This is a genomic window from Pseudomonas sp. LTGT-11-2Z, assembly GCF_003691445.1.
Taxonomy (GTDB): Bacteria; Pseudomonadota; Gammaproteobacteria; order Pseudomonadales; family Pseudomonadaceae; genus Aquipseudomonas; species Aquipseudomonas monteilii.
The window spans coordinates 5,665,001-5,677,120 of the sequence record NZ_CP033104.1 but is presented as its reverse complement, the minus strand read 5'-3'; the positions used below and the strand labels follow the sequence as shown (position 1 = coordinate 5,677,120).

At 62.6% G+C, this 12,120-nt stretch carries 14 protein-coding genes (1 of these 14 running past the window's edge); 5 read left to right on the top strand and 9 right to left on the bottom strand.

The features are described 5' to 3' along the window. Window positions 1-92 precede the first annotated feature (92 nt). Complete coding sequence (locus tag D8767_RS26880; protein WP_016715790.1) at window positions 93-797, top strand: lipoate--protein ligase family protein; 705 nt, start codon at window positions 93-95, stop codon at window positions 795-797. Here the strand turns inward: D8767_RS26880 and crp are convergent. Then, window positions 794-1,438, bottom strand: a complete 645-nt coding sequence (crp, locus tag D8767_RS26875; RefSeq protein ID WP_012270218.1) for a cAMP-activated global transcriptional regulator CRP — start codon at window positions 1,436-1,438, stop codon at window positions 794-796. The genes D8767_RS26880 and crp overlap by 4 nt on opposite strands. A gap of 191 nt (window positions 1,439-1,629) precedes the next feature. Between crp and D8767_RS26870 the strand changes: the two genes are divergently transcribed. Further along, on the top strand, window positions 1,630-2,052 hold the full coding sequence (locus tag D8767_RS26870; protein ID WP_016715792.1) for an OsmC family protein: 423 nt from the start codon (window positions 1,630-1,632) through the stop codon (window positions 2,050-2,052). A gap of 38 nt (window positions 2,053-2,090) precedes the next feature. Here D8767_RS26870 and D8767_RS26865 read toward each other — a convergent pair whose 3' ends face one another. The 6 genes from D8767_RS26865 to hemJ form a co-directional block, all read right to left on the bottom strand. Beyond that, complete coding sequence (locus D8767_RS26865) at window positions 2,091-3,131, bottom strand: hypothetical protein (protein WP_016715793.1); 1,041 nt, start codon at window positions 3,129-3,131, stop codon at window positions 2,091-2,093. A gap of 10 nt (window positions 3,132-3,141) precedes the next feature. Further along, the gene (gene coq7 / locus D8767_RS26860; RefSeq protein WP_016715794.1) at window positions 3,142-3,789 is read right to left on the bottom strand and encodes a 2-polyprenyl-3-methyl-6-methoxy-1,4-benzoquinone monooxygenase; all 648 of its coding nucleotides are present in this window, start codon (window positions 3,787-3,789) and stop codon (window positions 3,142-3,144) included. Window positions 3,790-3,854: 65 nt separating this feature from the next. Continuing rightward, complete coding sequence (locus D8767_RS26855; protein WP_003255518.1) at window positions 3,855-4,193, bottom strand: histidine triad nucleotide-binding protein; 339 nt, start codon at window positions 4,191-4,193, stop codon at window positions 3,855-3,857. 63 nt (window positions 4,194-4,256) lie between these two features. Continuing rightward, window positions 4,257-5,039, bottom strand: coding sequence for an SDR family oxidoreductase (locus D8767_RS26850; protein WP_016715795.1), 783 nt, complete (start codon window positions 5,037-5,039; stop codon window positions 4,257-4,259). A 67-nt stretch (window positions 5,040-5,106) separates the two neighbouring features. Continuing rightward, entirely contained in the window at window positions 5,107-6,063 is a 957-nt protein-coding gene (locus tag D8767_RS26845; protein ID WP_016715796.1) for a nitronate monooxygenase family protein, read from the bottom strand. 28 nt (window positions 6,064-6,091) lie between these two features. Further along, on the bottom strand, window positions 6,092-6,517 hold the full coding sequence (gene hemJ, locus D8767_RS26840; RefSeq protein ID WP_016715797.1) for a protoporphyrinogen oxidase HemJ: 426 nt from the start codon (window positions 6,515-6,517) through the stop codon (window positions 6,092-6,094). Between the two features lie 142 nt (window positions 6,518-6,659). Between hemJ and argC the strand changes: the two genes are divergently transcribed. Then, entirely contained in the window at window positions 6,660-7,694 is a 1,035-nt protein-coding gene (argC, locus tag D8767_RS26835; protein ID WP_016715798.1) for an N-acetyl-gamma-glutamyl-phosphate reductase, read from the top strand. Window positions 7,695-7,840: 146 nt separating this feature from the next. Continuing rightward, entirely contained in the window at window positions 7,841-8,191 is a 351-nt protein-coding gene (gene erpA, locus D8767_RS26830) for an iron-sulfur cluster insertion protein ErpA (protein ID WP_026020379.1), read from the top strand. 59 nt (window positions 8,192-8,250) lie between these two features. Here the strand turns inward: erpA and D8767_RS26825 are convergent, their stop codons facing one another. Together D8767_RS26825 and D8767_RS26820 are read right to left on the bottom strand one after the other, a co-directional pair. Then, window positions 8,251-9,342, bottom strand: a complete 1,092-nt coding sequence (locus tag D8767_RS26825; RefSeq protein ID WP_016715799.1) for an anhydro-N-acetylmuramic acid kinase — start codon at window positions 9,340-9,342, stop codon at window positions 8,251-8,253. Window positions 9,343-9,345: 3 nt separating this feature from the next. Further along, on the bottom strand, window positions 9,346-10,767 hold the full coding sequence (locus D8767_RS26820; RefSeq protein WP_016715800.1) for a peptidoglycan DD-metalloendopeptidase family protein: 1,422 nt from the start codon (window positions 10,765-10,767) through the stop codon (window positions 9,346-9,348). A gap of 213 nt (window positions 10,768-10,980) precedes the next feature. On the opposite strand from D8767_RS26820, the gene tyrS reads away from it, so the two are divergent. Beyond that, window positions 10,981-12,120: the 5' portion of a tyrosine--tRNA ligase gene (gene tyrS / locus D8767_RS26810; protein WP_016715801.1), read on the top strand. 60 nt of this gene lie beyond the right edge of the window; 1,140 of the gene's 1,200 nt are visible here — the first part of the coding sequence; its start codon is at window positions 10,981-10,983; its stop codon lies off the right edge, out of view.

The window sequence follows — 12,120 nt, the reverse complement described above, 5'->3', positions numbered from 1 at the left end:
GCGTTTTTGCCGGCTTTTTTGTATGCCTGTCATGGCCTCTCGCGCCGGACCGCCGCGAAGAGGCCATCAATAACAACATCAAAGGTGGATCAATGACCGATCAACCCCTGGCCCTGACCGTCGAACAAGGCCTGCACGCCGAACAGGAACTGCTGGCCGCCGTGTGCCGCGGCGAACGCGACAGTGGCGTGCTGTTCTGGCGCCCCACCGACCATGCCCTGGTCATGCCCCGGCGCATGAGCCGTCTGGACAACTTTGAGGCCGCCTGCTCGGAGCTGGCGATTGCCGGCTGGCCGGTGCTGCTGCGTGAGACGGGCGGTGAGCCGGTACCGCAGTCGCATTCGACCGTGAACGTTGCACTGGTCTATGTCGCCCCGCGCAGCGAAGGTGATCATGGCCGCATCGAGAATGCCTACGAACGTTTGTGCCTGCCGCTGTGCGATGTGCTGCGTGAGTGGGGTGGGGTAGCTTCGGTGGGGGAAATCGACGGGGCGTTCTGCGATGGCCGCTACAACGTCAACCTCAACGGCCGCAAGCTGGTGGGCACTGCCCAGCGCTGGCGCCAAGGGCTGGGCGGCAAGCGCCCGGTGGTGCTGGTGCACGGTGCGTTGCTGCTGGACAACGAACGGGAGTCGATGGTGGCGGCGGTCAACCGCTTCAATGAATGCTGCGACCTGGAGCAACGCTGCCGCGCCGACGCGCACATCGCCTTGCATGAAGTGGCACCCGAGGCGCCCTGGTTCGAGCGCCTGTCAAAGGCTTACGCCAAGGTGCTGGCGGACCTGCCCAAAGACTAGCGGGTACCGTAGACCACCATGGTCTTGCCCTTGACCTGCACCAGGCTGCGCTCTTCAAGGTCCTTGAGGACGCGGCCGACCATTTCCCGAGAGCAACCGACGATACGGCCGATTTCCTGACGGGTAATCTTGATCTGCATGCCGTCGGGGTGGGTCATGGCATCAGGCTGCTTGCACAGCTCCAGCAGGCAGCGGGCAACCCGCCCGGTCACGTCGAAAAAGGCCAGGTCGCCGACTTTGCGCGTGGTGTTACGCAGGCGCTGGGCCATCTGGCTGCCCAGCGCGTAGAGGATTTCCGGGTCCTGGCGCGCCAGTTCGCGAAACTTCTCGTAACTGATCTCGGCCACTTCGCATTCGGTCTTGGCCCGTACCCAGGCACTGCGCTGCTGTTCACCTTCAACGGGTTCGAACAGGCCCAGCTCGCCAAAGAAATCGCCATTGTTGAGGTAGGCAATGATCATTTCATGCCCGTCGTCGTCTTCGATGAGGATGGTCACCGAACCCTTGATGATGAACGACAGTGTCTCGGCCCGGTCGCCGGCGCAGATGATGTTGCTTTTGGCGGTATAGCGGCGGCGCTGGCAGTGCACCAGCAGCTTGTCGATATTCTTGATCTTGGCGGGTAGGGCGGAGGCAACCATCACGAAATCCTGTTCGATACGACGCATAGGCTTTTTATAGAGGTTGGCTGGCGGCGAGCGCCAGTCATTTGGCGCCAGCTTATCAGACACTACAGGATGTTTCGGTACTAAACCGACACCTCTCGTACTTTTCCCACAGCTGCACAAGGTCTAAGCTGACACCCTTTTCCGAAAATCAGGAGTCCGGGTAGATGAAGGCACGTATCCAGTGGGCCGGTGAGGCCATGTTCCTCGGCGAATCGGGGAGTGGCCATGTCGTCGTGATGGACGGCCCGCCCGAGGCCGGCGGCCGCAACCTGGGTGTGCGCCCGATGGAAATGCTGCTGTTGGGCCTGGGTGGCTGCAGCAGCTTTGACGTGGTGAGCATCCTGAAGAAATCGCGCCAGGCGGTGGAAAGCTGCGAGGCCTTTCTGGAAGCCGAGCGTGCCAGCGAAGACCCGAAGGTGTTCACCAAGATTCACATGAATTTCGTGGTGAAAGGCCGTGCGTTGAAAGAAGCCCAGGTCAAGCGGGCGGTGGAGCTGTCGGCGGAGAAGTACTGCTCGGCTTCGATCATGCTCGAGCGTGCCGGGGTTGAGATTACCCATGGTTACGAGATTGTTGAGCTGGGTTGACTTCGAGAAACCGGGGCTGCAAAGCAGCCCCGGCAATATCAGCGCCGAAGCGCCGGCAGTGCAGCTTGCATCCACCCTGGCAACCATCCTCGCATCATTTGGCTCAACCGCTCCCGCCGCTTCTGGTAAACCAGCCCCAGCCCGATAACCCCCAGCCCGATCAGGGTCAACACCACCGGGAACAGCAGCGATTCGGCAAACACCTCGTACGACAGGTACCCCAGGTAAGCCGCCACCCCCAGCGCCCCAAACACCATGAATACCGGCCTGCGCAACAGAACCGCCGTGCTCATCAACGCTACGTTGATCACGCAGTAGATGGCCTTGCCCAACTCACTGCCGCTGTCCAGCAGCGTCAACCCGCCCCAGAATGCGGCCAGCCCGGCCAGGTAGCCCCAGCGGGCGTAGTCCTCTCGTGTGCGACCGTCTATCACCAGGAATACCACCAGCAAACCCAGCCCGAACCACAACGAAACCTCGCGGCGCTGCTCCCAGCTGAACGGCGAGCCGAAGAACCATTCGCTCAGGTCCATCGACATGAACCACAACGCCACAGCCATTGGCATGACAATGAACGGGTAGGGGATCAGCCGCACCATCAGTAGCCCGGCAAGCACCGTGGCCGCTTCCATCGCCAACCAGCCGCCCTGCACGTAGGTGTAGTACTGGTGATAGTTGGCTTGCGCGTCGTCCAGTGGCCACCAACCGGCCAGGCGTTCGATGGCGAACACTGCCAAGGGCACGATGCTGACTGCCACCGCGGCCAACACCCCGGCAGCGACAGGCTGGGCGCGCCGTTGCAGGTTGAGGGCGAACACTGTGAGCAACAGGATGTACAGGCTGGCGATGACCAGCAGGGCGATGTCACCGATGCGCATCCACGCCTCGGTGAGCAGCCAGCCCATGGCCGCCATGATCAGCATGGCGCCAAAGTAGAAGGCGACATGGGCCAGCTGGAAGCTGCCCCGGTGCGCCGGTTGCTGGCGCAGGAATGCAAGCAGCGCCTGGTCCTGGCCCGGCTGGAGAATGCCGGCTTGCACGGCGCGCGCCAGGTCCTTGGCGTCGAAACGGTCCGTCATGGTGATGCCTTCAGATGCGGTAAGTGCTCTTGGTCATGACCTTGGCCAGCAAGCTCATGCCAAAGCGGACCGGCGCCGGGAAGCGATAGCCGCCGGCTTCCAGGGCAGACTCGGCGTGCTGCTCTTCGTCGACGCGCATTTGTTCGAGAATGGCCCGGGATTTTTCATCTTCGTGCGGGATCTGCTCCAGGTGCTCGTCGAGGTGCTTGCACACCTGGTGCTCGGTGGCGGCGACGAAGCCCAGGCTGACCTTGTCGCTGACAAGCCCGGCGAGCGCGCCGATGCCGAACGACATGCCGTAGAACAGGGGGTTGAGCACGCTCGGGTGGCTGTTCAGCTGGCGAATGCGTTGCTCGCACCAGGCCAGGTGGTCCACTTCTTCCTCGGCGGCATGCTCCATGGCCTTGCGCACTTCGGGCAGCTTGGCGGTCAGGGCCTGGCCCTGGTACAGCGCCTGGGCGCACACTTCACCGGTGTGGTTGATACGCATCAGCCCGGCGATGTGGCGGGTCTGCTGCTCGTCGAGGTCGACGTCTGGCTGGACGATGGCCGGCGATGGCCGGGCGGGTTGGCCGCTGAAGGGCAGCAAGGTGCGCATGGCGGTATCGGCCTGCAGCAACAAGCGGTCGAGCGGCGAGTAGTGACGTTCGGTAGCCATCGGGCACCTCCGCAAGAATGTGCCCGACAGTTTACCGCAATAGCGGCGGGGTCGCTTGCCGTGGATCAGCCCGGTGGCCAGTTCATCTGGCGCTGGCCAAGCACATGCATATGGATGTGGTAGACAGTCTGGCCGCCTTTCGGGTTGCAGTTCATGACCACGCGGAAACCTTCCTCGCAGCCTTGCTCGACTGCCAGACGCTGGGCAGTGAACAGGATGTGGCCAGCCAGGGCCTTGTCTTCTTCGGTCAGGTCATTGAGCGTGCGGATGTGCTTTTTCGGGATGACCAGAAAATGTACCGGTGCCGCGGGTGCAATGTCCTTGAAGGCCAGGATCTGGTCGTCTTCGTAGATGATATCCGCCGGGATTTCCCGGTTGATGATTTTGAGGAAAAGATCGTCCACAGCACTTGCTCCATGGTGAGGGTCGGGCCGAGTGTACTCAGCCGGGCGCCGCTCGCCCAGTGGCTATTCCATGCCGACCGGGCAATAGCGGCGGTGGATGGCCCCGGCCAGCTTGCGCAGCAGCCAGCGTGGCAGCAGGCGTGGGGCGAATGCCAGCCAGCGGTTGCGCCGGCCGGGTAGGATCAGTGCGCGGTTCTTGTCCAGCGCACGCACGGTGTACAACGCCACTTCCTCGGGGCTCAGGCAGCGTGGTTTGCCATCGAGCCGCGGTATGCGTCGGCGTGAGGAGCGGACCGGGCCGGGGCATAGCACCGAAACCTTGATGCCGGTGCGCTTGAGTTCTTCGCGCAGGGCCTGGGAAAAACTCAGTACATACGCCTTGCTGGCGGCATAGGCTGCCATCCATGGGCCAGGGGCGACCCCGGCCAGGCCCGCGACGTTCAGGATCTGCCCGCCGCCCTGAACGGCCATCAGGTTGCCGATGGCGTGACACAGGCGGCTCAGGGCCAGTACGTTGACCTCCAGCAGGTCCTGCTCGTCGGCCCACTCATGGGCCAGGAACGGCCCGTAGGTACGCAGGCCGGCGCAGTTTACGAGCAGGTCGATACGCCGCTCGCCTTCTTCCAGCTCCAGCACGAAGCCAGACAGGCGTAGCGGCTGGCTGAGGTCGCAGGCGCGAAACAGTACCTCGACACCAAAGCGTTGGGTCAGCTCGATGGCCACCGGTTCCAGCGTTTCTCGCTGGCGTGCCACCAGGATCAGGTTGCGCCCGCGCCGTGCCAGGGCTTCCGCCAGGGCCAGGCCCAGGCCGCTGGAAGCACCGGTGATCATGGCGTAACGGGTCATGCAAGGCTCCTGGGACCGGAAGAGGGCGCCTAGTGTACAGCTTGGCCGGGCAAGGTGTTGCCTTTTGCTACAAGGTGCGGGCGCGCAGGGCCTGGCAGCGTTCCAGTGCCTCCCGGTACTCGCTGTGCAGGCGCTCGATCAGGGCGCGGGCACTGGGCAGGTCGTCGATACCACCGACGCCCTGGCCCGCCGACCAGACGGTCTTCCAGGCTTTGGCTTCGTCGTCGATCGGTTTGAGCTTGCCCTGTTCGTGGCTGCTCTTGAGGGCATTCATGTCATAGCCGGCCTGCTCCAGGCTCGGGCGCAGGAAGCTGGCAGGGATGCCGGATACTGCCGGGGTGTGGATGATGTCTGCCGCGTGGGCGCTCAGCAGCATCTGCTTGTAGGCGTTCTGGGCATGGCTTTCTGCCGTGGCGATGAAGCGCGTGCCCATGTAGGCCAGGTCAGCGCCCAATAGTTGCGCAGCCAGGATCTCATGGCCGTGGTTCATGCAGCCGGCCAGCAGCAGGGTCTTGTCGAAGAACTGGCGAATCTCCGCAGCCAGGGCGAACGGGCTCCAGGTGCCGGCATGGCCACCCGCACCAGCGGCGACAGCGATCAACCCGTCCACGCCTGCTTCAGCAGCTTTTTCGGCGTGGCGGCGGGTGGTGACATCGTGGAACACCAGCCCACCGTATCCGTGCACCGCATCGACCACCTCCTTCACTGCGCCAAGGCTGGTAATGACGATTGGTACGCGGTGCTCTACGCACAAGGCCAGGTCGGCCTGCAGGCGCGGGTTGGTCGGGTGAACGATCAGGTTGACCGCGTAGGGCGCGGGTGTCTGAAGTTGTCCCAGGCCTGCCTCGATCTCTTCCAGCCACGCCTTGAAGCCGGCGCTGTCACGCTGGTTCAGGGCCGGAAAGCTGCCCACCACGCCGTTGGCGCAGCAGGCCAGTACCAGTCGGGGGTTGGAGATCAGGAACATCGGTGCGGCAACCACGGGCAGGCGCAGGCGTTGTTCGAGCGAGGCGGGTAGCGACATGGCAAAGCTCCTTGTGCGGGTGGCTATGTCAGAACGGTTTGACCACCACCAGAATTACGATACCCAGCAGGAACAGCACAGGTACTTCGTTGAACCAGCGATAGTAGACGTGGCTGCGGGTGTTGTTGCCGCTGGCGAAGCGTTTGCGCTGGGCGCCACACATGTGATGGTAGCCGGTCAGCAGGATGACCAGGGTCAGCTTGGCATGCAGCCAGCCCTGGCTCAGCCAGCCGGGGGTGAGGTACAGCATCCACGCACCGAACACGTAGGTGGCGATCATCGCCGGGTTCATGATGCCGCGGTACAGCTTGCGCTCCATGGTCACGAAGCGGTCCTGGCTGATGCTGTCCTGGCTTTGGGCGTGGTAGACGAACAGCCTGGGCAGGTAGAAAAGGCCGGCGAACCAGCAAACCACGCTGACGATATGCAGCGCTTTGATCCATAGGTAGAGCATGGAGGGAGTTCCTTCAGGTATTCACGGTCGTCAGATAGTAGTGGTCAAGCGCCCGAAGGGTCACCCGAAGAGTTGTTACAGGCGCCTTGCGCCCCTATTATCGTGCGCTTTCCAGACGGCTCGTTGATAAGGGGCAAGCGTTATGATCAAGGTCGGTATCGTCGGCGGCACGGGTTACACCGGCGTCGAACTGTTGCGTCTGCTGGCACAGCATCCACAGGCCGAAGTGGCGGTCATCACTTCGCGCTCCGAGGCGGGCGTGGCGGTGGCGGACATGTACCCGAACCTGCGCGGCCACTATGACGGGCTGGCGTTCAGCGTGCCGGACAGCAAGACCCTGGCTGCCTGTGACGTGGTGTTCTTCGCCACCCCGCACGGTGTCGCCCATGCACTGGCCGGTGAGCTGCTGGCAGCCGGCACCAAGGTGATCGACCTGTCGGCCGACTTCCGCCTGCAGGATGCCACCGAGTGGGGCAAGTGGTACGGCCAGCCGCACGGTGCTCCAGAGCTGCTCAAGGACGCGGTGTACGGCCTGCCTGAAGTCAACCGTGAGAAAATCCGCCAGGCGCGCCTGATTGCAGTGCCGGGTTGCTACCCGACCGCCACCCAGCTGGGCTTCCTGCCGCTGCTGGAAGCGGGCCTGGCCGACCCGTCGCGCCTGATCGCCGACTGCAAATCGGGTGTCAGCGGTGCTGGCCGTGGTGCGGCAGTGGGTTCGCTGTTCTGCGAAGCCGGCGAAAGCATGAAGGCCTACGCGGTCAAGGGCCATCGCCACCTTCCGGAAATCAGCCAGGGCCTGCGCCTGGCCGCTGGCAAGGACATCGGCCTGACCTTCGTGCCGCACCTGACGCCGATGATCCGTGGTATCCACGCCACCCTGTACGCAAATGTCGTCGATACCTCGGTCGACCTGCAGGCGCTGTTCGAGAAGCGCTACGCCGATGAGCCGTTCGTCGACGTGATGCCAGCGGGCAGCCACCCGGAAACCCGTAGCGTGCGCGGCGCCAACGTCTGCCGCATTGCGGTTCACCGCCCGCAGGGTGGTGACCTGGTGGTGGTGCTGTCGGTGATCGACAACCTGGTCAAGGGCGCGTCGGGCCAGGCGGTACAGAACCTGAACATCCTGTTCGGCCTGGACGAGCGCATGGGGTTGTCCCACGCAGGCCTGCTGCCGTAAGCATCCTTGCTTTGAAAAGGCCCGCGTCGTGCGGGCCTTTTTGTATGTCGCGACTAAAGCCGCACAATTCTTGACCGATTTTCTCGGGAAAGCGGATAATGCGCGTCATCGAGTTTTAAGACGGCTACCGCGCCGGGAGAATCAACATGAGCGTCGAAACCTTCACCCCTACCGGTCTGGAGTTCACCCATGGGGCAGCCCAGAAAGTGAAGAACCTGGTCAATGAGGAAGGCAATGACCGTCTGAAGTTGCGGGTGTTCGTGACCGGTGGCGGTTGCTCGGGCTTCCAGTACGGCTTCACGTTCGATGAGGATGTGGCCGAAGACGACACCATCGTCGAGCGTGAAGGCGTGTCGCTGGTGGTCGACCCAATGAGTTTCCAGTACCTGGCCGGCGCCGAAGTGGATTACCAGGAAGGCCTGGAAGGCTCGCGTTTCGTGATCAAGAATCCGAATGCCGCCACCACTTGCGGTTGCGGGTCTTCGTTCTCGATCTGAGGCCTGGCCCTATGAAAACGCCGCGCAATTGCGCGGCGTTTTGCTTTCTGGCGTAGCGGTTAGGCCGGGTAGATTGCGCCCAGTACGCGCAGGCCCTTGGCGGCAGTGACGCTGGGGCGGTTGGCGGGGATGCCTTCCAGGCAGCAATGGGCCAGCCAGGCAAAAGCCATGGCTTCTACCCAGTCAGGGTCAACGCCGTGAGCGCCAGTGCTGGTGACGCGGGCTTCAGGTAACAACTGGCCGAGGCGGGCCATCAGTGCACCGTTGCGTGCGCCGCCACCACATACCAGCAGTGCTTCGGTGCCTTGTTGGGCATTGATCAGTGAGTCGATGATGCTGCGTGCGGTCAGCTCAAGCAGTGTCGCCTGTACATCCTCATCGCGGTAGGCAGGCAGGCGGGCCAGGTGGCCATCCAGCCAAGCCAGGTTGAATACCTCGCGGCCCGTGCTCTTCGGGCCGCTACCGGCGAAGAACGGGTCGGCCAGCAATGCGTTGAGCAAGCCGGCCTGCACCACTCCAGACGCTGCCCAGGCACCATCGGCATCATAGGCCTGGCCGTGCTTGCGCTCGATCCAGGCATCCAGTAACACGTTACCGGGGCCGCAGTCGAAACCGTGGACCGGCTTGTCTTGCTCGATCAGGCTGAGGTTGCTGAAACCGCCCACGTTCAAGACTGCCAGATGCTTGCCGAGATGGCCGAAAAGGGTTTCGTGGAAGGCCGGCACCAGCGGCGCACCTTGACCACCGGCAGCCACATCGCGCCGGCGGAAGTCGGCGACCACGCTGATGCCGGTAAGCTCGGCGAGCAGTGCCGGGTTACCGATCTGAACAGTAAAGCCGCGCGCAGGCTCGTGGCGAATGGTCTGGCCGTGGCTGCCGATGGCGCGGATGGCATCGGCCTGCAGGCCCTGGCGAGCCAGCAGTTGGCGGATGCCTTCGCCTGCCAGGGTGGCCCAGCGATTTTCCGCCAGTGCCGCACGAGCGATCTCGTCAGGGCCGCTGCTACATAGCGCAAGCAGTTCCTGGCGCAGGTCGCCGGGCATGGGCAGGTAATGGGTGGCGAGCAGTTCAGGCTGCTCGCCTTGTTCGATCAGGGCGATGTCCAGGCCATCGAGGCTGGTGCCGGACATTACCCCCAGGTAGAGCGCCATGGCTTAGCGCTTGTTCGCTGCGAGCAGGGTGGCCTTTTCCTGATCCATGCGGGCGATCAGCGGCTGACTCTGCTGCAGGAAGCGCTGGCGCTCGTTCTTGGCGATCGGGTCGGCCATCGGTACCTTCTGGCTCAGCGGGTCGACGTGCACGCCATTGACCTGGAACTCGTAGTGCAGGTGTGGGCCGGTGGACAGGCCAGTGGTGCCGATGTAACCAATGATCTGACCCTGCTTCACGGTGCTGCCGGTCTTGATGCCTTTGGCAAAGCCCTGCATGTGGCCGTATAGCGTTTTGTAACGGTTGCCGTGCTGGATGATCACGGTGTTGCCGTAACCGCCACGGCGCCCGGCCAGTTCGATGCGGCCGTCACCCGCTGCCTTGATTGGCGTACCGCGTGGGGCGGCGTAGTCGACGCCTTTGTGGGCACGGATCTTGTTCAGGATCGGGTGCTTGCGGCCGGCGGAAAAGCGCGAGCTGATGCGGGCAAAGTCCACCGGGGTACGGATGAATGCCTTGCGCAGGCTGTTGCCGTCGGCGGTGTAGTAGGTAGTGTTGCCCTGCTTGTTGGTGTAGCGCACGGCAGTGTAAGTTTTGCCCCGGTTGGTGAAGCGGGCGGACAGGATATTGCCGGTGCCGACGACCTTGCCGTCCATCACCTTCTGCTCGTAGACCACGTCGAATTCATCGCCTGGGCGAATATCCTGGGCGAAGTCGATGTCGTAACCCAGCACGCGGGCCATGTCCATGGTCATGCTGTGAGACAGGCCGGCGCGCTGGGCCGAAGCCGACAGCGAGCTTTTGATCACGCCATGGGCATAGGCGGTACGCACGACCGGCTTGCTGATTTCACGGTTGAAGGTATAGCCCTTGGCGGTTTTGGTCAGGCGAATGGTTTCGAGGTTGCTGACTTTGCTGTGCAGGCTGGCCAACTGGCCGTCCTTGTCGAGCTCGAACTGCAGCACCTGGCCGTGCTTGAGCTGGCTGAACTGCTTGGCCTGCTTGTTGCTGGCCAGCAGGTCATGCACTGCATTGGCCGGCAGGCCAACCTTGGCAAAGAGGGTGGACAGCGTGTCGCCACGGGCCACGGTGACTTCGCGGTGGCCAGGTTCCTTGGCTGCTTCGGCGACCGGCTCGCCGGCAGGGGCTTGCTGTTCGGCCTTCTGTGTTTCGGGGGTAGTGTCTTCGATCTGGGCGAAGGGCGAGCCTTGCTCATTTTGTGCCTGCACCAGAGGCGCAGCGCGGGATTCGTCTTTCAACTGCTCGGCAGGGCTTTCCAGCTCGAGGTTGAGGGTGGTTTTCTTGGCTTCCACTTCGCTGGAGGGAAATACCAGCAAAGCCAGGCTGAGCAGGGCGGCGATGCCGCTGGCGGCCAACAGATGGCTCTTCGGATAAAGCGGGGGCGCTTTAGGCGGTTCGTTGGTCATGGGCAAAGTGACTTTGAAAAAGGTGAAATGGAAAAGATGAATGACATGATGAAGATGAAATAACTGTATAAAATATAACCAAATCCATTTTCACGCAAGGGCGCGTAGACGCCGCAACCCCGTGTTCGGGTCACATCCCTTTGCGAAACTTGTAATTGACGGCCGATCTTGTATGGTTGGCTCCCCCTGAATCTGAGCCTTGCGGGTTTGTCTATGAAGTCGGTTGAAGAGCAGCTTGCGCTTATCAAGCGCGGTGCGGAAGAAGTACTGGTCGAGTCGGAACTGGTGGAGAAGCTCAAGCGCGGCCAACCTCTGCGCATCAAGGCCGGCTTCGACCCGACCGCGCCCGACCTGCACCTTGGCCACACGGTGTTGATCAACAAGCTGCGCCAGTTCCAGGAGCTGGGCCATCAGGTCATCTTCCTGATCGGTGACTTCACCGGCATGATCGGTGACCCGAGCGGCAAGAGCGCCACACGCCCGCCGCTGACCCGTGAACAGGTGCTGGACAATGCTGAGACCTATAAGCAGCAGGTGTTCAAGATTCTCGACCCGGCCAAGACCGAGGTCGCGTTCAACTCTACCTGGATGGACAAGCTGACCCCGGCCGACTTCATTCGCCTGGCGTCGCAGTACACCGTGGCGCGCATGCTGGAGCGCGACGACTTCGACAAGCGCTATACCACCAACCAGCCAATTGCCATTCACGAGTTCCTTTATCCGCTTGTGCAAGGCTATGACTCGGTGGCGCTGAAGGCGGACGTCGAGCTGGGTGGTACCGACCAGAAGTTCAACCTGTTGATGGGGCGCGAGCTGCAGCGCGCCTATGGCCAGGAAGCGCAGAACATCGTGACCATGCCGCTGCTCGAAGGGCTCGATGGCGTGAAGAAGATGTCCAAGTCGCTGGGCAACTATGTCGGCATCCAGGAAGCGCCGGGGGTGATGTACAGCAAGCTGGTATCGATCCCGGATACCTTGATGTGGCGCTACTTCGAGCTGCTGAGCTTCCGTTCGATGGAAGAGATCGAGCAGTTCCGTGCCGATGTCGCCAACGGTGCCAACCCGCGTGACATCAAGATCAAGCTGGCTGAAGAGATTGTGGCGCGCTTCCATGGTGAAGAGGCTGCGGCCAATGCTCACCGCGCTGCGGGTAATCGCATGAAGGAAGGTGAGCTGCCTGAAGATCTGCCGGAGATCGAAGTGGCTGCGGCCGAAGACTTGCCAATTGCTGCCGTGCTGAACCGGGCTGGCCTGGTGAAGAACTCGGCACAGGCGCGGGACCTGCTGAGTGGTGGTGCGGTGAAGGTTGATGGCGCAGTGGTCGACAAGGACTTCATCTTTGTTCTCGGTGCC